Origin of the sequence: Brachybacterium epidermidis (genome assembly GCF_015209585.1) — a bacterium.
Lineage (GTDB): Bacteria > Actinomycetota > Actinomycetes > Actinomycetales > Dermabacteraceae > Brachybacterium > Brachybacterium epidermidis.
The window spans coordinates 1-25,778 of the sequence record NZ_JADEYR010000003.1; the positions used below are offsets into that span (position 1 = coordinate 1).

The window sequence follows — 25,778 nt, forward strand, 5'->3', positions numbered from 1 at the left end:
GCCCCGCACCCCTGGACCGGCAGCACCCCGCCGTCCTGATCCCCGGACTGAAGCGCCTGATCAAGGGATCCTGGGAGCAGAAGGGCTGGTTCACCCTCGCCGTGGCCGGCGCGATCGGCTTCGCCCTGCTGCAGATCGCGACCTCCGCGATCATCGGCCGCGTCACGGAAAATGTGGTGGTGCCCTCCTTCGAGGCCGGTCGAGCCAGCCCGGCCCTGCTGGCAGGCGGCGGCCTCGCGATCCTGGGCATCGGCGTTGCCCGTGCCGTCTCGGTGGTGGTGCGCCGCGTGTTCGCCGCCGCCACCCAGTACGACCTGTACCGCCTGTACCGCGAGCGCATCGCCGCCGTGTACGCGAAGGTCCCGCTGCTGTGGCACCGCCGCCAGTCCACCGGCACCCTGCTGAGCTCCGTGCACTCCGACGTGGAGGCCACCTTCTTCGCGATGGCCGCGTTCCCGTTCGCGCTGTCCACCGTGGTGATGCTGGTGTACGCGATCGCGGTGGTGTGGCGCATCGACCCGGTGATCCTGCTGGTGATGCTGGCGCTGATCGTGGCGCTGATCATCCTCAACGTGCTGCTGCAGCGCTACGCCGCCCCCATCGCCGTGCAGTCCCAGCGGCTGCGCGCCGAGGTCGCCGAGATCGCCCACGAGTCCTTCGACGGCGCCAACGTGGTGAAGTCTCTGGGCCGTGAGGACATCGAGGAGCAGCGCTTCACCCGCGCCGCCGAGGAGCTGCGCCGCAACGGCATCCGCTTCGGCTACGTGCGCGGCTGGTTCGATCCGCTGATCGACGCCCTGCCCAACCTGGGCATCCTCGCGGTCGCCGTGCTGGGCGCCTGGCGGATCGGTGAGGGCCACCTGAGCACCGGCCAACTGGTGGAGGTCGCCTACCTGTTCACCCTGATGTCCCTGCCGATCCGCTCCTTCGGCTGGGTGCTGGGGGACCTGTCCCGCACCGTCGTCGGCGGCGGGCGCGTCCAGCAGATCCTCGACGTCACCCAGGAGCGCACCTACGGCCCCGACCAGCTGCCCGCCGGGCCCGGCCGCCTCAGCTTCGAGGACGTCTCCTTCACCTACCGCGACGATCCCGAGACCCTGATCCTGGGCCGCACCGCCAGCGCCGCCGACCAGCACGTGCGCATCAGCGAGGCCGTCAGGGGCGTGTCCCTTACCGCCGATCCCGCCACCGGCACCCGGGTGCTCGCGGTGGTGGGCGCCACCGGCTCCGGCAAGTCCACCCTGGCGCTGCTCGCGGCCCGCCTGCTGGACCCCACGGCCGGACGCATCGCCCTGGACGGCGCCGACCTGCGCTCCCTCACCGCCGACGCCCTCACCAGCGACGTCGCCCTGGTGCTGCAGCAGGCCTTCGTGTTCGACGCGACCGTGCGCGAGAACATCACCCTCGGTGAGGACATCGACGAGCAGACCATCCGCTGGGCACTGCGCGTGGCCCAGGCCGACGGCTTCGTCGACGCCCTGCCCGGCGGCCTGGACGCCGAGCTGGGGGAGCGCGGCGGCTCCCTCTCGGGCGGGCAGCGACAGCGGATCGCCCTGGCCAGGGCCCTGGCCCGCCGGCCGCGACTGCTGATCCTCGACGACGCCACCAGCGCCTGCGACCCCAGCGTGGAGCTGGCCATCCTCGACGGGATCAGGCGCGAGATGACCTCCTCCACGCTGCTGCTGATCGCCTACCGCAAGTCCACCATCTCCCTGGCCGACCAGGTGGTGTTCTTGGACCACGGCGCAGTCGCCGCCCAGGGCACCCACGCCGAGCTTCGCGAGCACAGCGACGGGTACCGGGCCCTGGTGGACGCCTACGACGAGGCCGCCATCGCCCACGACCTGATGGAGGCCCCCGGATGAGCGCCCCCACCTCCTCCCGCCTGGGCAGCGAGGCCACCAACGACGAATCGGCGCTGGCCACCATCCGCCGCGGCCTGGCCCTCACCCCCGAGGCGCTTGCCGGCGTGTGGATCACCCTGCTGCTGGCCGTGATCGCCACCGCCGGCAAAGTCGTCGTCCCCATCGCAGTGCAGAGCATCCTGGACCGCGGCATCATCGAGCCCGCCCAGCCCGACCTCGCCTTCGTGGCCACCGCCGCCGGGCTGGCTGCCTGCGTGCTGCTGGTGACCGCCAGCTGCAACATCCTGATGAACCGTCGGCTGTTCCGGATGGCCGAGACGGCCCTGGCCACCCTGCGCACCCGCGCCTTCCGCCACATCCACGACCTGTCCCTGCTCACCCAGGGCACCGAGCAGCGCGGCGCCCTGGTCTCCCGCGTCACCAGCGACGTCGACACCGTCAGCCAGTTCATGAGCTTCGGCGGGATCATGCTGGTGGTGATGAGCATGCAGCTGGTGCTGGCCACCGGCGTGATGCTGCTGTACTCCTGGCCTCTCGCGCTGGTGGTGTGGCTGTGCTACCTGCCGGTGTTCTTCCTGCTGGGCGCACTGCAGAAGCGCATCCGGGCCCGCTACCAGCAGGTGCGGGCCGCCGTCGGCCGCATGCTGGGCTCCGTCTCGGAGTCCCTGGTGGGCTCGGCCACCGTGCGCGCCTACGGGATCGAGGAGCGCACCCGCGCCGGTCAGGTGGACCGGGTGCGGGACGTGCGCGACGCCCAGTTCGCCGTGCTGCGCCCGCAGTCGGCCAGCTTCTTCCTGTCCGAGACCGGGGACGGCCTGGCCACCGCCGTGGTGGTGGTGATGGGTGTGCTGATCGGCACCGGCTCCCTGGGCATCGACCTGCCCGGCGCGGATCTCACCGCCGGCAGCGTGGTCGCCTTCGTGTTCCTGGTGTCCCTGTTCAGCATGCCCGTGCGGATGGGCATCGAGATGCTCTCGGAGGCCCAGAACGCCGTGGCCGGTTGGAGGCGCGTGCTGGGTGTGCTGGACACCCCGGCCGACGTGGCCGACCCGGCCGGCGCCATGGACCCCCACACCGGCCGCCGCACCGACCCCGTGCCTGGTGTGCGCGCCCTGCCCCAGGGCGGCCTGGACATCGAGGTGGACCAGGTGCGCTACGCCTACCCCGACGGGCCCGAGGTGCTGCACGGCATCGACGTGGACGTCCCCGCCGGCAGCCACATCGCCATCGTCGGCGAGACCGGCAGCGGCAAGACGACCCTGGCCAAGCTGCTCACCCGCATGATGGACCCGGTGGGCGGCGAGATCCGCATCGGCGGGGTGCGGCTGGACCTGATCCCCTACGCGTCCCTGCGGGACCGCGTGGTGATGGTCCCGCAGGAAGGCTTCCTGTTCGACACCACCGTGGCCGGCAACCTCGCCTACGGCAGGCCCGACGCCACCCGGGCGGACATGCTGCGGGCCCTGGACGAGCTGGGGCTGAGCGCGTGGTGCGAGGACCTCCCCGAGGGCCTGGACACCCCCGTCGGCCAGCGCGGCGAGTCCCTCAGCGCGGGGGAGCGGCAGCTGGTGGCGCTGGCCCGCGCCTACCTTGCCGATCCCGATGTGATCGTGCTGGACGAGGCCACCAGTGCTGTGGACCCCGCGGCCGACGTGCGCCTGCAGCAGGCCATCGACGGCCTGGCCCGCGGCCGCACCACCCTCACCATCGCCCACCGTCTCTCCACCGCCGAGCGGGCCGATCAGATCCTGGTGCTGGACCACGGCGACCTGGTCGAGTGCGGCACCCACGCCGAGCTGGTGGACATCGAGGGAGGCATCTACGCGGGCCTGCACCATTCCTGGGTGGCGCACAGGGAGGCGCGGTGAGCTCCCCGGGATCGCCCCAGGCCGGGTCCGGGTGGGGCGCGCCGCGTGTGCCGGCCGGACCTGCCCCGACCGTCCCGCCCGTCTCCTCTCGTCATCAGCCGCGATTTCGCAGCGCCGAGCGGAAGGAGGCCCTCGCCGCCGCGTTCCAGGACCAGGGCGAGGACTACGACCGCCTGCGGCCCGGCTATCCCGGCGCCGTCGTCGAGGCGATCCTCACCCACCTGCCCGATACCGACGACGACGGTTCCGCTGCCGGCGCTGACGGCGGCGCCCGTGCCGTCGACCTCGGTGCTGGCACCGGGAAGCTCGCATGGGCCCTGGCCGAGCGGGGGCTTGACGTCACCGCCGTGGACACCAGCGCCGCCATGCTCGAGACCGCGCGCAGGCGAGGACCGTCGGCCCCCTCGCTCACCACCCACCTCGCACCTGCCGAGTCCACGGGCCTGCCTGAGGGGATGGCCCACCTCGTCACCGCCGCGCAGGCCTGGCACTGGTTCGACGCCCCGGCCGCCACCATCGAGGTGACGCGACTGCTCGCCCCCGGCGGGGTGCTCGCGCTGGTGTGGAACACGCTGGACGTCGCGATCCCCTGGGTGCACCGGCTGTCCCGGATCATGCACGCCGGTGACGTGCAGCGGGAGGACTTTGAGCCCGCTGTCGGTCCTGAGCTGGCGCTCATCGAGCGCCGGGTGCACCGCTGGGAGGACCCCATGCCCAGCCATGACGTGATCGACCTGGCCCGCACCCGCAGCTATGTCATCACCGCCGCCGCGGAGCGCCGCAACCGGGTGCTCGCGAACCTGGACTGGTACCTGCACGAGCACCTCGGTCACGCACGCGGAAGCATCATCGGCGTCCCGTACCGGACCGACCTGTTCCTGTACCGCGCGGCCGTGCCCTGAACCAGTCCCGCTACTCTGGCGATCGAACAGCTGACCACGTGCGTCCATGCCAGGGAGATGATGCGGATGAGCGCGAGATCCGGGGCTGGCCGTTGAGCGCGCGATCCGGGGCTGGCCGTTGAGCGCGAGATCCGAGGCCCGTCGTTGAGCGCGAGATCCGGGGCTGGCCGTTGAGCGCGAGATCCAAGGCCCACCGTCACCGGGACGAGGTGGGTGAGGTCCTCGCCGTCCACTCCGACCGGCCCGGTCCGCTGGTGGCCGGGATATTCGTGCTGGTGTGGGCGGTGTTCGCCGGTCTCACCCTGATCAACCCCGGTGAGAACGCGCTGTTCATCATCGGGCCCATCGCCACCTTCGCGCTCATCTTCGGCCTGATCCTGCTGTACATCAGTGGTGAACGGCTGGTGGTGTGCGAGCGCGGCCTGGTGATCGGCTCCGTCGCCCCAGGGCTGCGCCCGTACGTGGTCCGCTACGAGCAGATCGTGCCCGGCAGCGTGGTGCCCGTGACCGGCGCTCGGAAGTACGGGCGCGAGACCGGCCACTCCGGCTTCCCGCAGTCCACGGTGCGCCGCAGTGCCTGGACCGGCAGGGGCGTGCACTTCGTCGGCCCCTCGCCGAAGGAGGCGCGGCGCCACAACGCGCTGCTCGCCCCGCTGCAGGATCCCCCACCCCTGTCCATCGACGGGCGCTGGGTATGGTTCGCCGGCACCAGTTCCACCCCGCATCGCGGCCGGTTCGGTAGGACCTGCCCCGCGCTGCGGCCGGTTTGGCCCCCCGGTGAGGCTCGAGGGGCGTGTAGTTGGCGCTATCCAGGGCCGATTCCGCCAACTGCCTCGACGTCGCGGCGTCGGCCCGCGTGGCAGCCGCGGCCCGCGCGTCGGCGTACGCTGCCCGGTCGCCTTCAGGCTCGGCTCAGGGCTTCCACCCGTGCGCCAGGAGCTCGGACCGTACGATCTGGACGGCGTTCGCGCCGGAGGTCTGGACGTCATCGTTGGACAGACGGATCTCGTGGAACCCCGCAGATCTGGCTCGTCGGGCCCGCCGGATGTCGCGTCGGACCTGCTCACCATCGTTGTGGCCCTTGCCCTCGTACTCAGCGCACAGCCGATAGTCCGGCCACTGGAAGTCGGGGCGGTGCAGTTCCTCGCCGCGCGGTCCGTACAGCGGCTCATTGATGAGCGGCTCCGGCAGGCCGGCGTCACGGAACGCCAGTCGCAGCATCGTCTCCCGCGGGGAGTCCGAGCCCACGCGCACGTCGGCCAGCGCAGTGCGCAGCTTGGTGGCGTAGCGCCCCGTGCACACGGAACCCAGTTCGTCGAGGGTGCACCACGGGTTCTGACGCCCCTGTTCAATGGTGGGTCGAGGGCACCGCACCAGGTGATCCCCGATCGAGACCAGTTGCAGGTGTGTGAGGTGGGGAGCGAGGTCGCGCCAGGTGCGAGCCCGGGTCGACATGCGGAAGGCCGAGTCGGGGATGGCAGGCTCACCGGACGAGGCGCGGTGCTTGCCGATGACCCGCCCCACCTCTTCCGGCCGGAAAGTGAACATGTGCCAGCGGACTACGCGATCCGAGCTCCGATTCACACCCGGGATCGCGAGATGGGTCTGGCGGCCGGAATGCCAGGTCGCATCCTGCAGCGGGAGCGGCATCCCCAGCAGCCTCGCGGCCGAGAGTCCGACGACCACAGCTTCGGGAGTGTTCCGACACACTGCGGTGACGACGTCGAGCTCGGTGACGGCGCGGCCCCGGTGGGCGTAGAGGCCCCGGCGCATCTGGTAGAGATCGGCCCGCCGCAGTCGATCTTGTGACACCCCGTTCGCGAGAGCCTCCGACCGCGAGAAGACCCGCCAGGGGAGGGCATCGGGCAGTGGTCTCGGTGAACGGGGCACGTACCCAGGATGGAGCGGGGACGACGACGCGTCGGCAGGGTGTGGACCGAGGGCATGTAAGGAGGAACCTCGGGGCGCCCGGCCGGCGCGTGGGGACTGGGCTGGGGCGTCTGGCCGGTGCGGTGGGAGAGGGTTTGATGCGTCCGGCCGGCGCACGGGGGGAAGTGGACTCGGTACGTCTCCCGATCAGTACTCATCGGTACGTACGGACAGTTGGCGTTCGGGCCTAGCCATTCCGCCAACTGGACGTAGGTCGACGTACGTGTACACCGTCGGCGACGTGAAGAGACGAGCCTTGCCGCTCAGCCTCCGGTGCCTCCGTCAGCGGGTTCGGTGCCGCCGCCGTCCTGGGTGCCCGCGCCGGTGCCGCCGCCGTCCGATGCGCCGGTGCCCGCGCCGGTCGGCAGATAGCTCATGTCGCCCACCAGCCAGCGCTCGCCGTTCCACACCATCTGGGCCTGGATCTGGCCGGTCACGGCCTCCAGGGGAATCGACTCCTTGGTGGGGTCGTCCACCAGGATGCTCTCGGCCTGTGTGAAGGTCACCGTGGCCAGTCCGCTCGCGGGAGCATCCCCGGGGGCGGCGGAGCCACCATCCCCGGGGGCGGCGGAGCCACCGTCTGCGGGTGCGTCGCTGTCCGCGGCTGCGTCGCCATCGGCCGGAGCGTCCCCGCCCGCTGCCTGGAAGCTCGTGGACTCCACCGTGAACTCGCCGTCCACCAGGTAGCCGCCCTGCTCGTTCAGCACCCGTGCGTTGGCGAGGAAGGTCATGCACACCGAGCAGTTCGGATCCGTCGACTGCTCCCATACGGAGGTGTCGCCCGTGGTCATCATGTACGTGTAGGAGTCCAGCAGGTAGGTCAGGGTGGCCTCGGCGCCGGCCGTGGTCTGCTCGGTCATCGCAGCGGGGGGCTCGGGCTTGGCTATCTCGGGGCGCGGCGGCTGATCGGCCGGGTCCACGTCCGGCCGATCGTCGGCAGGATCCTGCTGCCCCTGCGATGACGAGGAGTCCTGGCCATCGGGCCCGCCCATCAGCCCAGTGATCCCCATGTAGCCGAGGGGGAGCACCAGCAGCAGGGCGAGCACGATGATGACGAGGCGCTGGACAGGTCTATCCACCCGGCCACGGTAGCGGACACCTGCTGGGTGCCCAGAAGGGCGGTGGCTGGCAGTGCGGTGACCGGAGGGGCGGTGTGCAGAAGGGCGGTGGCTGGCAGTGCGGTGACTGCAGGGGCGGTGTGCAGAAGGGCGGGGGTGGAGAGGGCGGGGGAGCCTCCACGCCGGTGCGCACGCGACCTGCTGGGGTGGGGAAGCCACTGCCCGGATGTCCACGGGTGGTCTGTCGGCCGTCTCGACTATGCTTCACGCTGCGCACGAACACGCCCCGTCCGCGCCCGTGCGCCCCTGGAAGGAGCCCCGTGATACTGCTTCGCCTCATCCTGAGGGCGCTCAAGCCGTACCTGCCGTGGGTGCTGCTGGTGGTGCTGTTCCAGATCATCGGCGTCATGGCCGCGCTGTACCTGCCCACCATCAACGCCGACATCATCGACGAGGGCGTGGCCAAGGCCGACATCCCCACCATCTGGCGCCTGGGCTGGATCATGACCGCCGTGTCCTTCGGGAACATCTTGGCGCTGGTGGCCGCGAACTACTTCAGCGCCCGCTCCGCGATGGGTGTGGGCCGCGATCTGCGCTCGCGCGTGTTCGCCCAGGTGCAGAGCTTCTCCCCGCGGGAGATGAGCGAGTTCGGCACCCCCTCGCTGATCACCCGCAACACCAATGACGTGCAGCAGGTGCAGCTGCTGATCTTCTTCGGCCTGAACTTCCTGGTCCAGGCCCCGGTCACCGGCGTCGGCGGGGTGATCCTGGCGCTCAGTGTGGAGCCGGGGATGGCCTGGCTGATCGCCGTGATGGTCCCGGTGATGCTGGTCAGCGTCGGCTTCCTGATCCTCAAGGCCGCGCCGATGTTCCGCCAGATGCAGGAGAAGATCGACCGCATCAACGGCGTGCTGCGCGAGCAGATCACCGGCATCCGCGTGCTGCGGGCCTTCGTGCGGGAGGAGCGCGAGCGTGAGCGCTACGCCGAGGTGAACTTCGAGCTCACCGACCTGAACCGGCGCATCGGCCTGCTGATGATCCTGATCAACCCGATCATCATGTTCATCATCAACATCTCCAGCGTGCTGGTGCTGGCCGTGGCCGCGCCCCGCATCGATGCCGGGCAGATGGAGATCGGCTCGATCACCGCGTTCATCGCCTACCTGATCCAGATCCTGATCGCGGTGATGATGGCGACCTTCATGACGATGATGATCCCGCGCGCGATGGTCTCCTCCGAGCGCATCACCACGGTGCTCGAGACCGATACCAGCGTGGTGCAGCGCACCGACGGGCTGCGCGACATCCAGGGCCCGGTCGAGCTCACCTTCGAGGACGTCTCCTTCACCTACCCCGGCGCGGAGAAGCCCGTGCTGCAGGACATCTCCTTCACCGCCCGGGCCGGTCAGACCGTCGCCATCATCGGCGGCACCGGTGCCGGCAAGACCAGCCTGCTGAACCTGGTGCCGCGCCTGGTGGACGTCACCGAGGGCAGCGTCAGGCTCAACGGCCACGACGTGCACGAGCTGCACGCCCAGGTGCTGTGGGACCGCGTTGGCCTGGTGCCGCAGCGGCCGTACCTGTTCTCCGGCACCGTCGCCTCCAACCTGCGCTTAGGCAACCCGAACGCGACCGACGAGGAGCTGTGGCACGCCCTCACCATCGCCCAGGGGCGCGACTTCGTGGCCGCCATGCCGCAGCAGCTGGACTCCCCGATCGCCCAGGGTGGCACCAACGTCTCCGGCGGACAGCGGCAGCGCCTGTGCATCGCCCGCGCCCTGGTGGCCCGGCCCTCCCTGTTCCTGTTCGACGACTCCTTCAGCGCCCTGGACCTCACCACCGATGCGAAGCTGCGCCGAGCCCTGGAGCCCGAGACGCGCGACGCCCTGGTGCTGGTGGTCGCCCAGCGCGTCACCACCATCACCTCCGCTGATCTGATCCTGGTGCTGGACCACGGCAGGATCGTGGACCGCGGCACCCACGCAGAGCTGCTGGAGAGCTCGGAGACGTACCGCGAGATCGTGCGCTCCCAGGGCGTCGAGGAGGAGGTGGCCTGATGACCGCGTCAGACAAGACCCCCGCGAAGGACCGCCGCAGGAACCGTCGGAAGGACCATGACGCGACGCCCGGGGGCTCCCCCGACGTGCCCACCACCGCGCCTGTCGTCGCCGGCGACGAGGCCGCCGAGGCCGAGGAGATCGCCAGCGAGAAGGCCGCCGAACGGGGGCTGCGCCCCGGCCAGAGCGCCAAGAACTTCTGGCCCTCCGCCAAGCGACTGGTCCGCGAGATCGGCCCGGAGCGCAAGTACCTGTACGCCGCGATCCTGATCGGCTTCGTCTCGGTGGGGCTGTCCGTGGTGGGGCCGAAGATCCTGGGTCGCGCCACCGACATCATCTTCACCGGGCTGATCTCCCGGGAGATGCCGCCGGGAGCCTCGAAGCAGGAGATCATCGACGGTCTGCGCGCTTCGGGTGAGGACCAGTTCGCCGAGATGCTCACCGGCATGGAGCTCACCCCCGGGCAGGGCATCGACTTCACCTCCCTGTACCAGGTGCTGGGCCTGGCGGTGGGCCTGTTCGTGCTCTCGGCGCTGCTGATGTGGCTGCAGGGCCTGGCCCTGAACCGGATCCTGGTGCGGATGGTCTACCGCCTGCGCCGCGAGGTCGAGGAGAAGCTGCACCGCCTGCCGCTGGCCTACTTCGACCGGATGAAGCGCGGGGAGATCCTCTCCCGCGTCACCAACGACATCGACAACATCCAGAACACCCTGATGAACACCGTCACGGGCCTGGTCAACTCGATCCTCACCGTGATCGGCGTGCTGGTCATGATGTTCACCATCTCCTGGCAGCTGTCGCTGATCGCGCTGGCCGTGATCCCGGTGGCGCTGCTGATCACCGGGGTGGTGGGCAAGAAGGCCCAGCAGCTGTTCGCCCAGCAGTGGGACGCCACGGGCGTGGTGGGCGCCGAGGTCGAGGAGGCCTTCACCGGCCACGACCTGGTCACCGTGTTCGGTCGCCGCGATCAGGTGGGCGAGCGGTTCGAGGAGCGCAACGAGGCCTTGTTCAAGGCCACCTTCGGCGCCCAGTTCATCTCCTCCCTGATCATGCCGCTGATGATGTTCGTGGGGAACCTCAGCTACGTGGCGGTGGCGATCGTGGGCGGCCTGCGAATCGTGCAGGGTCAGATCACCCTGGGCGACGTGCAGGCGTTCATCCAGTACTCCCGCCAGTTCACCCAGCCGCTGTCGCAGGTGGCGTCGATGGCCACCATGCTGCAGTCCGGTGTGGCCAGCGCCGAGCGCGTCTTCGAGCTGATGGACGCCACGGAGCAGGAGCCTGAGACCGAGAAGGAGGGCGCTGCGGCGGGCATCCGCGAGGGCCGCGTGGAGTTCGAGCACGTGCGCTTCTCCTACAGCCCCGACCGCGAGCTGATCCGCGACCTGTCCCTGGTGGCCGACCCCGGTCACACGGTGGCGATCGTGGGCCCCACGGGCGCCGGCAAGACCACCCTGGTGAACCTGGTGATGCGGTTCTACGAGGTCGACGGCGGCCGCATCACGATCGACGGCATCGACATCCGCGACCTCACCCGCGACCAGCTCCGCTCCCGCACCGGCATGGTGCTGCAGGACACCTGGCTGTTCAAGGGCACCCTGATGGAGAACATCCGCTACGGCCGCCTGGACGCCACCGACGAAGAAGTGATCGAGGCGGCCCGCGCCACCCACGTCGACGACTTCGTGCGCCAGCTGCCTGAGGGCTACGAGACCGTGGTGGACGACGACGGCACCTCGCTCTCGGCCGGTGAGAAGCAGCTGTTGACCATCGCTCGCGCCTTCCTGGCCCGCCCCAGCCTGCTGATCCTGGACGAGGCCACCTCCAGCGTGGACACCCGCACCGAGGTGCTGGTGCAGAACGCGATGAACCGCCTGCGCGAGGGCCGCACCTCCTTCGTGATCGCCCACCGCCTCTCCACCATCCGCGATGCGGATCTGATCCTGGTGATGGAGGACGGCGACATCGTCGAGCAGGGCAACCATGACCAGCTGCTCGAGCAGGGCGGCGCCTACGCGCGCCTGTACCGCTCGCAGTTCGAGGGCGCCGCCACGGACCTGGACGCCGAGGACGCTACCGCCGATGAGGAGCCTGCCACCACCACAGGTGGCATGTCGATGGGGTTCTGAGCCGACGGGCGGATCGCCGCTCGCGTCCCTGGTTGCGGGTTCAGCGCGCCCGCATCGCGCCCCGCGCGTCCCTGGCGCGCCCGCATCGCGCCCCGCGCGTCCCTGGCCTGCCCGCGGCGCTCCGCGCTCGCGTCGAAGTGGCATGTTAAGCCTCTCTCATTCCACGGAGAGTTCATAGAAGTATGCGCATGCATGCATAAGCTTGCTGCGTGAGCACCCCCAGACGGACCCTGCTGCGAGCCCTGCCGGCCGCAGTCCTCGTCGGCACCGCGGCGTCGGTGACCGTTGGCTGCACCCGGGCGAGTGAGCGCCTCGATGCCGAGTCGAACACCGTGCCCGAGGTGGACCTCAGCGGGATCGAGCGCCAGGACGACCTGGCTGCGATGGTTCCCGCCCCGATCCGCGAGCGCGGAGAGCTCATCAACGGTGCCGCCCTGAACTACGCCCCCGGCGAGTTCGTCGGCTCCGATGGGGAGGCCGTCGGGTACGACATGGACGTGCTCGCCGCCATCGGACAGGTGCTGGGCCTGTCCACCCGCACCGAATCAGCGGTGTTCGCGCAGATCATCCCCTCGATCGGCTCCAAGTACGACGTGGGGATCTCCAGCTTCACCATCAACGCCGAACGGCTCGAGAACGTCAGCATGGTCTCCTACTTCCAGGCCGGCATCGCCTATGCCGTGCGCACCGGGAACCCCTACGACATCGACCCGGCCGACCTGTGCGGCAAGCGCGTCGCCCTCCAGGTGGGCACCTACCAGGAGGAGCTGTCCCTGGAACGCTCCGACCAGTGCCGTGATGCCGGCAGGCCCGGGTACGACATGCTGGCCTACGTCTCCAACTCGGACGCGGCAACCAATGTCGCCGGCGGCAAGGGGGACATCCTCATGGCCGACTCCCCGGTGACCGCCTACGCAGTGGCGCGCTCGCGCGGCACTCTCGAGCAGATCGGCGACATCGAGGAATCTGCGCTCAACGGCATCGTCGTGCCCAAGGACCAGCCCGAGTTCGCCGAGGCCCTGCGGGGGGCCGTCCAGTACCTCATCGACTCCGGCCACCTCCGCGAGATCTTCGCGGCCTGGGGCAACGAGAACGGCATGCTCGAACGAGCAGAAGTGGACCCCCAACCGTGAGCAGCACCGTCTCCGACGCCCCTGGCCTGCGCGACGCCGCCGGCAACGAAGTCACCCCCATCCGTGCCCGCCCCGCCCCGCGCCCGGGGACCTGGATCGCCGCGGTGGTGGTGGGTCTGCTGACCCTCGCCCTGGTGAACTTCCTGATCACCAATCCGGTGTTCGAGTGGGACACGGTGGCGACCTACATCCTGGACCATCCTGGACGTCAAGGTGGTCCAGGGCGTCGGCTGGACGCTCCTGCTGACGCTGCTGTCGATGGTGCTGGGCACCGTCGTGGCGCTGACCGCCGCCATCATGCGCCGCAGCGACAACCCCGTGCTGCGCGCGGTGAGCTGGGGGTACATCTTCGTGTTCCGCGGCATCCCGGTGTACACCCAGCTGGTGTTCTGGGGCCTGTTCACCGTCATCGTCCCCAAGATCGCCGTGGGCGTGCCCTTCGGGCCGGAGCTGTTCTCCTTCTCCACCCGCGACCTGGTCACCGCCTTCTGGGCCGCCGTGATCGGCCTGGGGCTGAACGAGGGCGCCTACCTGGCCGAGATCATCCGCTCCGGACTGAACTCGGTGGACCGCGGCCAGGCCGAGGCCGCACGCGCCCTGGGCATGAGCGAGGCGAAGATCCTGCGCAGGATCATCGTGCCCCAGGCGATGCGGGTGATCGTGCCGCCCCTGGGCAACGAGACCATCGGCATGCTGAAGACCACCTCGCTGGTGCTGGCGGTCCCGTTCACCCTGGATCTCACCTTCGCCACCAACGCCATCGCCAACAAGCTGTTCACCCCGATCCCGCTGCTGATCGTGGCCGCACTGTGGTACCTCGCGATCACCAGCGTGCTGATGGTGGGCCAGCACTACCTGGAGAAGTACTTCGGTCGCGGCTTCGACGACCGCACCCCTGCGCGCCACGGCGGCCGCGGCGCCCGTCAGGCCGCCGTGAACCGCGCCGGCACCACCCCGAACGACCCGCTCCCGGAGGTGGAGCTGTGATGACCCAGGATCCCCGCAACGCCCCTGCTCCTACGGCGAACCGCGCCGACGCCGCGCCCGTTCCTACTGGGGCCCGCGCCGATGCCGCGCCCGTTCCTACTGGGGCCCGCGCCGATGCCGCGCCCGTTCCTACCGGGGCCCGCGCCGATGCCGCGCCCGTTCCTACCGGGGCCCACGCCGACGCCGCGCCCGTTCCTACTGGGGCCCGCGCCGACGCCTCACCCGCCCCCACCGGGAACCGCGCCGATGTCTCGCCCGCTCTACCGGGGCCCGCGCCGATGTCTCGCCCGCCCCCACCCCGCTGGTCGCGGTCACCGACCTGCACAAGAGCTTCGGTGACCTGCACGTCCTGAAGGGCTGCTCCCTGGAGGTGGCGCCGGGGGAGGTGTGTGTGCTGGTCGGCCCCTCGGGCTCGGGCAAGTCCACCCTGTTGCGCTGCATCAACCAGCTGGAGAGCCCGACCGCCGGTGAGGTGCGGATCGACGGCGAGCTGCAGGGCTACCAGTCCGAGCCGCTGGCCGACGGCCGCTGGCAGCGACTGTCCAACAAGCAGATCGCCGCCCAGCGCTCCCGCATAGGCATGGTGTTCCAGCGCTTCCACCTGTTCCCCCACCTCACAGCTCTCGGCAACGTGATCGAGGCGCCGATGCAGGTGCTGGGTACGCCGCGGGCACAGGCGGAGAGCGATGCGCGCGAGCTGCTGGACCGCGTGGGACTGGCCGATCGTGCCGATCACTACCCGGCCGAGCTCTCCGGCGGGCAGCAGCAGCGCGTGGCCATCGCCCGTGCCATGGCGATGAAGCCCGAGCTGATGCTGTTCGACGAGCCCACCAGTGCCCTGGACCCTGAGCTGGTCTCCGAGGTGCTCGCCGTGCTGAAGGACCTGGCGCGGGAGGGCATGACGATGGTGGTGGTCACCCACGAGATGGGCTTCGCCCGCGAGGTGGCCGACCAGGTGGTGTTCATGGACGACGGGCGAATCGTGGAGCAGGGACCGCCCCAGCAGGTGATCGACGCGCCCCGCTCCGATCGGCTGCGGGAGTTCATCGCCTCGGTGCTGTGATGTCGTGACCCGGCTCTATGGCGAACGACGGGATGCATATGAGGCGTCGCTGACAGTTTCAGCGCTCCGGTGACGAAATCGTCCCGTTGTTCGTCACTTGCGAAGCCCGCGATCTCGCTCAGCCCTCAGGCGGCCAGCAGCTGCGCCACCCGCCGTCGGCCCTGTCTGCCCACCTGGGCAACGGTCTCCAGAAGCGCCTCCTCGGTCGAGCGCCAGCTGTGCCACACCTGGGAGTAGCTCAGCCGCAGGATCTGCAGTCCGTGCCGACGCATCGCCAGATCCCGCCGGCGATCCTCGTTGAACGATTCCGGTGAACTGTGGTGCGTGCGCCCATCGATCTCCAGGAAGAGCCCGCTGACGTACGCGTCGACGAATCCGGCCCCCTCCACATACACCTGCTGCTCCACATCATGGCCGCGTCGGCGCAGCGCGCGCACCACCCGCGTCTCCGAGCCGGAACCGCTGGCTGCGGAGATCCCGCCGATGCGCTGACGATGCCGACGTGGGGCGTCATCCAGCAGGGCCTGGACCTGCGCGATGGACAGCAGCCCCTTCTCGATCGCGGACTCGAGGAGCACCGCCGCCGACTCCCCGTCCACGCAGCGGATCGCGTGCGCCAGGGCCAGTCGGAGGGAGGCGATGGCGTCCGTTTCAGGCCACGCCCGCAGGCCCGATCCGTGCGCTGCTGCCCACTGCGGGCACGCACTGCCCAAGCGGGGACGGTAGATGTGCAGGTCGTCATCCCGTTCCCGGGGAGGAACCCATAGACCGTGCAGTGCCGCCGCATCAACGCAGGTGAGGCGGGCGCCTGCGGGCAGTGCCTTGACGACCTTCGGGTTCGCGCCGGTCTTCGCGTACCAGCCGGGCGCGATGCTGCGCAGGTGCCCGCGCCGCACGGCGGTACGGATCTGGGCGTGGGTGAGTCCCTCATCTAGCAGGGCGGAGCTGGTGGCCACGCCGAGATCGGCGTCCGCCACGCGATGGGTGCCGCGCGGTGCTGGACGTGGCCGGAACGGAGCGCGCGCTCCCATCGGGACCACCAGTCTGCTGGGAAGGAACATGGCCCAAGGGTGGTCGTTCACCAGAGCCGATGGTGTGTGTGGCGCCGACGTGTGGAGAACCGGGGTGGGAGGAACGTCGTGGTTGCGTTACTGGGGGCGGGCGGGATGCTGGGTGAGCCGGGTGGATGCTGATGAGCCGAGTGCTGGGTCGGCCGGGTGCTGGGTGGGCTGGGTGCTGGTCTATCTGGCCGGACCGCTGGTGGGCCGGGTGCTGGTCGGTCTGGCCGGGCTGCTGACTGACGGTGGGACTCCAGTGAGGCGCGAAGCGCATTACGGCCCCGGAATCGGCGATTCCGTCCCACCGATTGCGAAACGGGAGAAATCGGGCACCGGTTGGGCGGGGCAGGGGCAGCGCAGCGCTGCGGGCAGGCTGGTGGCAGGTAGGGGTAGCGCAGCGCTGCGGGCAGGCGTGAAGGCACGGCTGGTGGCAGGCAGGGGAAGCGCAACCCTGCGGGCAGGCTGGCCTGCAGGCGGGCGGATGACCTGCAGGCAGGCGGATGACCTGCAGGCCCCTCCTCACCAGTCGGTGATGCGCCAGCGGTTCTTCTTGGCCACCGAGAACAGCCCCAGGTCCGGGGAGATCGCGGTGGGGGAGCCCACCAGGGACAGCCACGCGGCATCGGCGTGGGAGTCGCCGTAGCCGTAGGAGGCCTTCAGGTCTGCGCCATGGCGGTCGGCGTACTTGCGCAGCCAGTTGGCGCGGGCCTCGTCCACCAGCGGGGGAGTGGCGAGGTAGCCGGTCATCACGCCGTCGGCCCCGGCGTCCATGTGGGTGGCCACCACGTCGTCGAACAGGTCGGCCAGGGGCTCGACCAGCACGTCCAGGGCGCCGGTGACCAGCACGGCGCGGTGCCCGGCGGCGCGGTGGCGCTCGATCACCTCGAGCGCCTCGGGGCGGATGGAGGCGCGGATCTTCCGGCCCAGCTCACCGTTCATCAGCTCCCGCAGGTCCTGCTCGCGGTAGCCCTCGTACCGGCGGTTGACCAGGCGGATCAGCTCGGAGCGGTCACGCTGCTCGGCGCGCAAGTAACCGGGCAGGGAGGTGAGCACTCCGCCGATCTCCGCCGGCCACACGCGGCGCGGGCGGGTGGCGCGCACCACCGCGAAGTACTGCTGGACGATGTTGGTGGCGATCACCGTCCCATCCAGGTCGAACACGGCCAGGGCCGCCGGGTCGCTGGACAGCTCCGGGGCGGGGCGCTCGGCCCGCTTGCGCTGGGCGGCCTTGGCGCGGGAGTACGCCTTGGTGAGCTCGGTGACCGCGGGCAGGTGCAACTGCTGGAAGTAGTCGCGCCAGTTGATCTCGGTGACGTCGAAGTCGTGCTTCTCCAGGAACTGCGCCGGGAGCTCCTTGCGCAGGGCCCGGGTGTTCGCGTCGTCGAACACCATCTCGGTCTTGGTGTACTGGCGGTACAGCTCGATGTACTTGCGCAGCGTGGTGAGCCCGTTGGTGGCCTTGTGCAGGCTGGAGGTCCACTCGCGGGTGCGGCGGGAGGCCGGCAGGTAGGCCACGGCCTTCTGGCCGGCCTTGGCGGCGATCTCCTTGGCGCGGAAGCGCTGCTCGACCATCTCCACGGCCGGGAAGCTCCACTCGGGCACCACGATCGGGCGGCCCTTGTCGTCCTCCAGGGGCTTGGTCACGAAGTACTCGCGCACGGCGGAGACCATCTCGTGGAACGGCAGCGGGTTCGAGGCGCCGGAGACCACCTGGAAATAGGCGTCGTCGCCGCGGCGGGAGACGTCCTGGGTGGCCAGGGCCACGATCACGTTGACCACGAAGTCCACTGGGATGATGTCCAGGATGGAATCGGCCAGGCCCGGGAACTCCTGCAGCATGCCGCGGCCGTACGCCATGATCAGCGGATCGGCCACCTTGTAGCCGTCGATCCAGCCGGGGTAGGGGCTGTGCAGGGCGGACTCGATGATGGAGGGGCGCACGAAGGAGACCCGGTGGCCGGCGCCCGCCCACAGGTCCTCCGCCACGCGCTCGGCCATGGCCTTGGTGAAGGTGTAGATGTCGGTCCAGCCCACGGACTGGGCGCGGGTGCGGCCGAAGTCGACCAGGCGCTCGTCCACCCAGGCACGGCGGGCGGTCTCGGCGGCGGCGGCCACGGCCTTGGGGCCCATGCGGCCGTCGCGCAGGCGGGCGGTGCGCATCTGGGCGCGCAGCGTCTCGGGTCGACGCGACTCCGCCTCGACGCGGGCACGGGCATCCTGGGCGGCCTCGTACTCGCGGCGCCAGTCGACGTCGTGGACCAGGCGCCCCTCCTGGCGCAGGCCCTTGGAGATGCCGCCCACGTACGCGGTGGAGACGTGGATGACGTGCGGGTCCTGCCCGGAGGCCAGCAGCGCCTCGTACAGGTTGCGGGCCCCGCCCACGTTGGTGCGGAAGGCCTCGTCGATCGGCGGATCGAAGGAGACCGAGGAGGCGGAGTGGATCACCACGTCGTACGGCTCGGTCAGGGCCGGCAGGTCGGTGAGGTCGCCCTCCAGGGCCGACACCCGCGCGGCGAAGATCTCCCTGACCTCGTCCTTGCCGACCTTCTCGGCCCAGGTGGAGAACACGGGCTTGCGCAGCAGCTGCTCGAGGCGGGCCTGCCCGCTGACGCTGCCCTTGGGGCGCACCACGGCGGTGACGTGCACGTCCTCGGTGGTCTCCAGCAGGCACTGCAGCACCGCCTGTCCCAGGAAGCCGGTGACGCCGGTCAGGAGGATCCGACGACCCCCGGTGCGAGCATCGCCGGCGTGCGGAGAGGTGCTCTCGACGCTCTCGTCGGCGGCGGGAGTGGTGTTGTTCATGGGATCCCTCGATGGACGGGTTCGGCGGTGCGGGCGCGGTCGATCCCGTGCCGGGACGGGGTGCCCGGAGCGGATCCGCCTGCCCAGGCGATTCCACCGCGAACAGGCGTTCCTGTGCTGATCGGCGGCGGTCGCAGCGCAGGCCCGCCGTGCTCCCGAGATGGCCCCCGGGGCGGTTCTGCGATGTTCCCGTGCTGGTCAGCGGCTTGTCGTCATGCCCTGGTCAGGGCCTCGCTAGTGTATCGTAGCCGCCATGCACAGGGCCCTGATCACCGGCGGCACCGCGGGCATCGGGGCCGCTTTCGCCACTGCTTTCGCCAAGCGCGGCGTCCCCCTTGTCCTGGTCGCGCGCGATTCCGCACGCCTCGAGGAGTTCGCCGCACAGCTGCGCGCCGAGCACGGGGTGGAGGTGGAGACGATGGTCGCCGACCTCGTGGAGCGCGACGCCCAGCAGCGCGTGGCCGACCGCCTCGCTGCCGACGCTGATCCGGTCGACGTGCTCGTGAACAACGCAGGTTTCTCCGTGCGCGCGAGCCTGCTGGAGGAGGACCTGGACGAGCACGACCGCGGCTTCGAGGTGATGGTGCGGGCCGTCCTCAAGCTGGGCGGCGCGGCGGGCCGGGCCATGAGCGCGCGCGGCCGCGGCTGGATCATCAACGTGGGCTCCGTCAACGCCCTGATCACCCAGAACAACTACTCCGCCATCAAAGCATGGGTGGGCAACTACTCCGAGTCCCTGGGCGTGCAGCTGGCAGGCACGGGCGTCTCCGTCACCGCACTGATGCCTGGCTGGGTGCACACCGAGTTCCACTCCCGCGCCGGCATCAAGGGCTCCTCGATCCCTGACTTCCTGTGGCTGGATGCGGACCGCCTGGTGGAGGAGTGCCTGGCGGACGTGGCACGCGGCAAGCCCGTGAGCATCCCCAGCACCCGCTGGAAGCTGATCGCCGCGGTGCTGCGCAGCACCCCCCGCGGGCTCGTGGCCAGGCTCAGTGCCCTGCTGTCCCACCGTCGCAACCGGGAGCGCTGAGATGAGGGACGAGGCCGACGGCCGCACCCCCGGCGACGATCCGACCCCCGGGGACGCCCTGCCCGAGGGCACGGAGGATGCCGCCGTGGGCGGCCCCGAGCAGTCCGCGGACGACAGCTCCGCGCGCGAGCAGTCCGCCTTCGAGCGCACCGTGCGCGAGATGCTCGCCCGCGACAGGACCGCCAAGGCCGACGAGAAGGCCGCCAGGGCTGAGGAGAAGGCATCGAAGGCCGAGGCCAAGGCTGATGAGAAGGCCGCGAAGGCCGAGGCCAGGGCGGAGGCGAAGGCCGCCAAGGTGCAGGCGAAGGCCGCCGAGGAGCAGCGTGCCCGCCCGGTGCCGTCCCTGTCGGCCCGCTCCCGTGCCGAGGGCTGGGACGAGCCCGAGGGGGATCTCGCCAAGTACCGCTCCCATTGGCGGTCGGCGGTGCGCTTCGTCCTGCAGCGCGTGATCTTCAAGGCCGTGGTGCGCAGCGCCGTCACCCCGAAGTCGGTGGTGGCCCGCCGCGTGCGCACCGTGCGCGGCCCGTACGTGCTGGTCGCCAACCACACCAGCCACGTCGACGCGCCGATGATCGCGCTCAGCCTCCCGTGGAGCCAGGCGAAGTTCCTCTCCACAGGCGTTGCTGCCGACTACTTCTTCAACGTCTGGTACCGCCGCTTCTTCGTGCGCTGGATGTTCAACGCCTTCCCGGTCGACCGCGGCGGCTCCCGCAAGCACTCCGGCACCTCCCGGAACCTGCTGCGCTCGGGCGTGCCGATCCTGGTGTTCCCCGAGGGGGGTCGCCAGAAGGACGGGCGGATGAAGGACTTCAAGCCCGGTGGCGCGGCGCTCGCCATCAGCGTGGGAGTGCCGGTGATCCCGGCCGCCATCGTCGGCGGCTACGAGGCGATGCCCAAGGGCCGCAACTGGCCCGCGCCCGGCCGCCCGCCGGTCACCGTGGTGTTCGGCGACCCGATGATCGCCGACGAGGGCGAGACTGCGGTGGAGTTCTCCACCCGCATCCATGAGCGCGTCAAGGACCTGTACGACGACCACTACGAGGAAGTCCTGGGCGGCGCCGCCCAGGGCGAGGAAGGACCGGCATGAACTCTCCGCTGAGTGCCAAGGACGTCAAGCGGCACCGGTGGTGGGGCTGGGGCCTGGACGACGTCACCTTCAACTGGCGCAACAAGCCCGGCTTCGCACCGCTGGCCCAGGACGTGATCGGCATGGACCTGCACACCATGCCGGACCCGGTCACCCCCGAGCTGAGCGAGCACACCGTGCCGCCCGGTCGCCTGGGCGAGGACACCCGCGCCGCCCTGGTGGACGTGGTGGGCCCGGAGAACCTGCTGGACGACGACGAGTTCCGCGTCATCCACTCCTTCGGCCGCTCCCTTCCTGACCTGTTCCGCGCCCGCAACGGTCACTTCGAGCGCCTGGTGGACGCGGTGGTCTACCCCGGCAGCGAGGAGGAGATCGCCGCGGTGCTGCGGATCGTGCTGGAGCAGGACCTGGTGCTGATCCCCTACGGCGGCGGCTCCTGCATCTCCGGCTCGGTCACCCCGGACGTCGCCGAGCAGCGCCCGATCCTCACCATGAACCTGGGGCGCATGCGGAAGGTCCTGGAGATCGACGACACCGCGGGCCTGGCCCGGGTGGAGGCCGGCGTGTACGGCCCTGATCTGGAGGAGCAGCTGAACGAACTGGGGTGGACCATGGGCCACTTCCCGGACTCCTTCACCTACTCCACGCTGGGCGGCTGGGCGGCCACTCGCTCCACTGGAATGCAGTCCGACAAGTACGGCGACATCGAGCAGATCGTGCGCGGCATGCGCGTGGTCCACCCCGAGGGGATCATCCGCACCAAGGCCGTGCCCGGGCGGGACAGCGGCCCCAGCGTGCACGAGATGATCATGGGCAGCGAGGGCCGCCTGGGCGTGATCTCCGAGTGCACCGTCCAGGTGCACCGCACCCCGCCGGTGCGCCAGGTCATCGCCTACATGTTCCCGGACTGGGAGCACGGAATCCGCGGCATGCACGCGATCGCCCGCTCCGAGGTGCACCCCACCTTCGCCCGGCTCTCCGACGGGCCCGAGACCCGCTTCAGCCTGGCCCTGGTCAAGGCGCCCGAGTCCACCAAGTCCAAGGTGATGGCCAAGGTGCAGGACGGCCTGTTCGCCTACCTGCGCTCCAAGGGCTGGGACACCACGCAGGAGATGTGCATCTCCTACGTGTGCTTCGAGGGCACCAAGCAGACCGTCGAGCGGGAGAAGGCGATCGTCAAGAAGATCGTGGCGAGCAATGGCGGCATCAGCCTGGGCGCGGGCCCCGGCGCGGTGTACGACCAGAAGAAGTTCGACACCCCGTACCTGCGCGACTTCCTGCTGAACTACAAGGTGTTCGGCGACGTCTGCGAGACCGGCGCCAGCTGGTCGAACCTCAACGAGGTCCACTCCAAGGTCTACGACGCCTACTACGGGGTGCTGGCCGAGCACGACTCCCAGGGCTTCATGTTCTGCCACATGTCGCACAGCTACCACGGGGGCGCCTGCCTGTACTTCACCTTCGCGCTGCCGTACACGGAGGACTCCACGGCGCTGGCGAAGTACTACGACGCCAAGAACGCCGTGCAGCAGACCTTCGCGGACCTGGGCTCCCCGGTGTCCCACCACCACGGTGTGGGCACCGAGCACCGGCCGTGGATGGTCGAGGACATCGGCGAGGTCGGTGCGCGCGTGGTGCGCGGGCTGTTCGCCGACAACGATCCCGGCCGCAACCTCAACCCCGGCAAGGTGCTCGAGCCCTGATGGCCGGGCGCCCTCACGGTGCGAGGTGGCTGACACTCGAGAGCTCCCCGATCCGTCCGGGTCTGCTGCGGAGCTCGCGGCCGTTGACCCGTCCGGGTCTGCTGCCGAGCGTGCGGCAGGGGACCAGTCCGGCCCCGCCCACGGCATCTGGGTGCTGCGGCACGGCGAGTCGGTGGCCAACGTCGAGGGCGTGATCGTCTCGGCCGTCGGCCCCCGCGCCCTGATCGAGGTGGGCCTGACCGAGCGCGGCAGGCGCCAGGCCCGGGATGCGGCACGAAAGGCCGAGGGCAGGGGCATCGGGCCCGAGGTGGTCGTGCTGGCCAGTGACTTCGCCCGTGCGCATCAGACGGCCCAGGAGTTCTGCGTTGCTCTCGGCGCGCACGAGCCCCGGCTGGACGAACGGCTGCGGGAGCGCGGCTTCGGCACTCACGACGAGGGGCCGGCCAGTGCGTACGACCTGGTCTGGGCTGATGACGTGGCCCGGCGCGAGTCCGCCCATGGGGTGGAGCCCGTGTCCGAGGTCGCGCGCCGGGCGTGCGAGGTGCTGCGCGAGGCCGATCGGATCGCCGAGAGCGCACCGGTGGTGCTGGTCGCCCATGGTGATGTCCTGCAGATCATGCTGGCCGTGGGGGAGGGCATGGATCCCTACGCGCACCGTTCCGTTCCCCATCTGGGCAATGCCGAGCTGCGCCGTGTGGGGCCTGGGCGGGATCCGTCGGGCGCGGGGGTCACGGGCATGGGCGCCGAGGCCTCCAGCACGACGCCGGCCGTGGGCGTGAGCACCGGCGTTGCCGGCACGGGTTCCGATCCTGAGTGAGCGGAGAGTTCCATGAGTGAGCGCACTGCCTCGGTGCTGATGGTGATGCGTGGCGACGAGCAGGCCGCGCGGGCCGACGTGGCCGCGTTCTTCGATGCGCGCGGCTGGGTGCCGCGGGTGCGGGACGACGGCTCCCTCGCGTACGAGTGCGGCAGCCGCGGTCGTACCGTGCTGCTGGGAGCACTGGCCGGCCGGAAGTTCTTCCTCACCGGCATCATCGAGACCCGCCAGGATGCCCACACCACTGATGTGGTGTACCGGTGGGGGCCTGACGCAGGCCTGGCCCTCGGAGGGACCATCGGACGCCGGCGCGCTGAGCGCGCGCATGCCGAGACTGCCGAGGCCCTGCAGCGGCACCTCGAGGAGACCGGCCGGCTGCTGCGCACCCATCGCCGCTAGCGTCGCACCCACCGCGGCTGCTCCGCGCCCACCGCCGGTGGTTGGTCTGGCGCGCACCGCCGATGGTTGGTCTGGCGCGCACCGCCGATGGTTGGTCTGGCGCGCACCGCTGGGGGTGCTGAGAGCCGGGCGCATCTGAGAACCATGTCCTGGTTCTCAGATGCGCCCGGCTTCTAAGGCGCGAGCGCGGACCCCGGTGGGTCACCGATCGCGGTCACGGCAGTACTTCGGCGGTCAGGACATGCTGTGTGCTCAGCTCAGATGGCCGGCCCGCCCGCCCCAGCCGGTATCAGGCGTTCAGCACCTGCATCATGCCGGGAAGGTCCTCGGCGAGGTTGTCCCTCCACAGGCCCCACTCGTGGGTGGCGCCCTCGATGAGGGCGAACTCGTGGTCGATCCCCGCGGCGGCGAGGGCGTCGGCGAAGCGCCGCTGGTTGGGGTGCACCACGTTCTCGATGAGGTCCGCTCCGATCTCCCCGAGCTTCGCCTCGAACTGTCGCAGCAGGTCGCCGTGGGCGTGGAGGCCGTCGAACAGGTCATCCCACGGCCCATCGCCCGTGCGCAGGAACACCCGCTTGCCTCGGTATGTCTCGATGTTGTCCATCGGGTTGTACCCCTTGGCGATCTTTGGGTACGGGTGATGGCCCCACGTGGCCCCGGGAAGGTTCGAGGTGCCGAAGTACTTCTCCGCGTCGAAGCCCGGGCACACCCAGATCGCGCCGGCGACCGCGGCACCGTCCACGGTGGCCGGGTTGCAGTCGGCCGGTCCGGAGTAGGAGCTCACCGAGCGGAAGTGGCCCCAGTACCGCTGGCCCAGCGCCAAGGCGCCCCATCCGCCCATGGAGAGTCCTCCGATGGCCATCGCTTCGGGGCGGGTGCGGAAGTTCGAGTGCACGAACGGCAGCACCTGGTCCATGATGAAGGTCTCCCAGGCGGCTTCGCGGCCGGGCAGCGGGAAGTTGGCGTTGGAGTAGAAGCTTCCCGCGCCGCCGTCGGGCATCACCACGATGACCTCGTGCTTCTCGGTCTGCTCGATCACGCCGCCGATGTTGGTCCAGTCCTGGTAGAAGCCTCCGCGGCCGTGAAGCAGCACCAGCACCGGGTAGTGCCGGTCCGGGCTGGACTCGTAGCTGGGCGGCACCGTCACCCTCACCGACGGCGGGAAGGTCTTCACCATGCCGCCGGTGTCGAAGCGGAAGTCCACCGAGCGGATGTCGGGATGGATCCAGGGGCTGCCGTCGATCATCCGCAGTCCAGCTGCGTCGTGGAACCCGCTCAGTGCTGACGCGCTCGCGGCAGCTGCGGCGCCGACGGCGATCATCGGGGCCAGGGCGGCAGCGCCCTTCAGCAGGGAGCGGCGGGACGGGCTGATCGCCGGTCGATCAACGGTGAGGCTGGTGATCGGGTCGATGTGGTGCGTGGGCGGCATGGTGACTCCTCATCAGGGGCGGTCGTCGTCAAGGGACTCACGTTCCGGTGCACTGACATCTATGGCACGCTCGTGACGCGGACCACTTTTACGTGGCCCTATGAGGGAGCGCAAAGTTCCCAGGTGGGACCGGCGTGTTGCTGATGGGTAACTCATGGCCCAAACGTCGTGACGGTGGGACATAAGTGCTGGTCAGCAGCACAGGGGGAGGTACTTTCGTACCGGTTCGGCCGCCCGCCTCCGGGGCGTTCTCGGTGTCCGGAGCGCTGGGAAGAGGAGCGAGATCATGTCGGCGCCCGTGGAGTCGAGAAGAAGAAGGCGCCCGTGGAGTTGAGAAGAAGAAGAATAGGTCCCCTCGCCGTTGAGGGAACCTTGCGAAGAACCGTAGCCCAGGATCGAGAGGCGTAGATCACAACGGGGTCACGATCCGGGTCTTCGTGCTCTGGACGGGATGCCGCCGAG

18 protein-coding genes are annotated in these 25,778 nt (G+C 70.2%); 13 read left to right on the plus strand and 5 right to left on the minus strand.

Going from position 1 to position 25,778, the window contains the following annotated elements; all coding sequences use genetic code 11:
* The 3 genes from IOE58_RS04255 to IOE58_RS04265 all read left to right on the plus strand — a co-directional run.
* The coding region (locus tag IOE58_RS04255; protein ID WP_193865193.1) for an ABC transporter transmembrane domain-containing protein at window positions 1-1,865 on the plus strand (1,865 nt) is incomplete at its 5' end.
* The gene (locus tag IOE58_RS04260; protein ID WP_193865194.1) at window positions 1,862-3,733 is read left to right on the plus strand and encodes an ABC transporter ATP-binding protein; all 1,872 of its coding nucleotides are present in this window, start codon (window positions 1,862-1,864) and stop codon (window positions 3,731-3,733) included. The genes IOE58_RS04255 and IOE58_RS04260, both read left to right, overlap by 4 nt.
* 47 nt (window positions 3,734-3,780) lie before the next feature.
* Complete coding sequence (locus tag IOE58_RS04265; RefSeq protein WP_193865356.1) at window positions 3,781-4,635, plus strand: class I SAM-dependent methyltransferase; 855 nt, start codon at window positions 3,781-3,783, stop codon at window positions 4,633-4,635.
* A gap of 912 nt (window positions 4,636-5,547) precedes the next feature.
* On the opposite strand, the gene IOE58_RS04270 is transcribed toward IOE58_RS04265, so the two are convergent.
* Complete coding sequence (locus IOE58_RS04270; protein ID WP_259890824.1) at window positions 5,548-6,447, minus strand: hypothetical protein; 900 nt, start codon at window positions 6,445-6,447, stop codon at window positions 5,548-5,550.
* Window positions 6,448-6,827: 380 nt separating this feature from the next.
* Window positions 6,828-7,643: a DUF6318 family protein gene (locus IOE58_RS04275; RefSeq protein WP_193865195.1), complete on the minus strand. Its 816-nt coding sequence runs from the start codon at window positions 7,641-7,643 to the stop codon at window positions 6,828-6,830.
* 299 nt (window positions 7,644-7,942) lie between these two features.
* Between IOE58_RS04275 and IOE58_RS04280 the strand changes: the two genes are divergently transcribed.
* The 5 genes from IOE58_RS04280 (at window position 7,943) to IOE58_RS04300 (ending at window position 14,991) form a co-directional block, all read left to right on the plus strand.
* Window positions 7,943-9,679, plus strand: a complete 1,737-nt coding sequence (locus IOE58_RS04280; protein WP_193865196.1) for an ABC transporter transmembrane domain-containing protein — start codon at window positions 7,943-7,945, stop codon at window positions 9,677-9,679.
* Complete coding sequence (locus IOE58_RS04285; protein ID WP_228018921.1) at window positions 9,679-11,808, plus strand: ABC transporter ATP-binding protein; 2,130 nt, start codon at window positions 9,679-9,681, stop codon at window positions 11,806-11,808. The genes IOE58_RS04280 and IOE58_RS04285 overlap by 1 nt, the downstream gene beginning before the upstream one ends.
* 209 nt (window positions 11,809-12,017) lie before the next feature.
* Window positions 12,018-12,941, plus strand: a complete 924-nt coding sequence (locus IOE58_RS04290; RefSeq protein ID WP_193865197.1) for a transporter substrate-binding domain-containing protein — start codon at window positions 12,018-12,020, stop codon at window positions 12,939-12,941.
* Window positions 12,942-13,154: 213 nt separating this feature from the next.
* A complete protein-coding gene (locus tag IOE58_RS04295) occupies window positions 13,155-13,928 on the plus strand; it encodes an amino acid ABC transporter permease (protein ID WP_431831692.1) in 774 nt (257 codons plus the stop codon).
* Window positions 13,929-14,229: 301 nt separating this feature from the next.
* A complete protein-coding gene (locus IOE58_RS04300; protein WP_193865359.1) occupies window positions 14,230-14,991 on the plus strand; it encodes an amino acid ABC transporter ATP-binding protein in 762 nt (253 codons plus the stop codon).
* A gap of 125 nt (window positions 14,992-15,116) precedes the next feature.
* Here IOE58_RS04300 and IOE58_RS04305 read toward each other — a convergent pair whose 3' ends face one another.
* Complete coding sequence (locus IOE58_RS04305) at window positions 15,117-16,073, minus strand: endonuclease domain-containing protein (RefSeq protein WP_348981865.1); 957 nt, start codon at window positions 16,071-16,073, stop codon at window positions 15,117-15,119.
* Window positions 16,074-16,568: 495 nt separating this feature from the next.
* Entirely contained in the window at window positions 16,569-18,851 is a 2,283-nt protein-coding gene (locus IOE58_RS04310; protein WP_193865198.1) for an HAD-IB family hydrolase, read from the minus strand.
* A 253-nt stretch (window positions 18,852-19,104) separates the two neighbouring features.
* On the opposite strand from IOE58_RS04310, the gene IOE58_RS04315 reads away from it, so the two are divergent.
* Genes IOE58_RS04315 through IOE58_RS04335 form a run of 5 tightly spaced genes read left to right on the plus strand, consistent with a single transcriptional unit; the run spans window position 19,105 to window position 23,887 of the window.
* Window positions 19,105-19,881 (plus strand): SDR family NAD(P)-dependent oxidoreductase, encoded by a 777-nt coding sequence (locus IOE58_RS04315; protein WP_193865199.1) that lies wholly within the window; start codon window positions 19,105-19,107, stop codon window positions 19,879-19,881.
* Between the two features lies 1 nt (window position 19,882).
* Window positions 19,883-20,968: a lysophospholipid acyltransferase family protein gene (locus tag IOE58_RS04320; protein WP_228018923.1), complete on the plus strand. Its 1,086-nt coding sequence runs from the start codon at window positions 19,883-19,885 to the stop codon at window positions 20,966-20,968.
* Window positions 20,965-22,671 (plus strand): FAD-binding oxidoreductase, encoded by a 1,707-nt coding sequence (locus IOE58_RS04325; RefSeq protein WP_193865200.1) that lies wholly within the window; start codon window positions 20,965-20,967, stop codon window positions 22,669-22,671. The genes IOE58_RS04320 and IOE58_RS04325 overlap by 4 nt, the downstream gene beginning before the upstream one ends.
* A 25-nt stretch (window positions 22,672-22,696) precedes the next feature.
* Window positions 22,697-23,488, plus strand: a complete 792-nt coding sequence (locus IOE58_RS04330) for a histidine phosphatase family protein (protein WP_348981866.1) — start codon at window positions 22,697-22,699, stop codon at window positions 23,486-23,488.
* A gap of 12 nt (window positions 23,489-23,500) precedes the next feature.
* On the plus strand, window positions 23,501-23,887 hold the full coding sequence (locus IOE58_RS04335) for a hypothetical protein (RefSeq protein WP_193865201.1): 387 nt from the start codon (window positions 23,501-23,503) through the stop codon (window positions 23,885-23,887).
* Between the two features lie 289 nt (window positions 23,888-24,176).
* On the opposite strand, the gene IOE58_RS04340 is transcribed toward IOE58_RS04335, so the two are convergent.
* Complete coding sequence (locus IOE58_RS04340) at window positions 24,177-25,316, minus strand: alpha/beta hydrolase (protein WP_193865202.1); 1,140 nt, start codon at window positions 25,314-25,316, stop codon at window positions 24,177-24,179.
* Between the last annotated feature and the right edge of the window lie 462 nt (window positions 25,317-25,778).

Coding starts and splice junctions, on each gene's coding strand:
- IOE58_RS04335 (WP_193865201.1), top strand. CDS start 23,501: ATGAGTGAGCGCACTGCCTCGGTGCTGATGGTGATGCGTGGCGACGAG.
- IOE58_RS04310 (WP_193865198.1), bottom strand. CDS start 18,851: ATGAACAACACCACTCCCGCCGCCGACGAGAGCGTCGAGAGCACCTCT.
- IOE58_RS04340 (WP_193865202.1), bottom strand. CDS start 25,316: ATGCCGCCCACGCACCACATCGACCCGATCACCAGCCTCACCGTTGAT.
- IOE58_RS04320 (WP_228018923.1), top strand. CDS start 19,883: ATGAGGGACGAGGCCGACGGCCGCACCCCCGGCGACGATCCGACCCCC.
- IOE58_RS04285 (WP_228018921.1), top strand. CDS start 9,679: ATGACCGCGTCAGACAAGACCCCCGCGAAGGACCGCCGCAGGAACCGT.
- IOE58_RS04260 (WP_193865194.1), top strand. CDS start 1,862: ATGAGCGCCCCCACCTCCTCCCGCCTGGGCAGCGAGGCCACCAACGAC.
- IOE58_RS04315 (WP_193865199.1), top strand. CDS start 19,105: ATGCACAGGGCCCTGATCACCGGCGGCACCGCGGGCATCGGGGCCGCT.
- IOE58_RS04325 (WP_193865200.1), top strand. CDS start 20,965: ATGAACTCTCCGCTGAGTGCCAAGGACGTCAAGCGGCACCGGTGGTGG.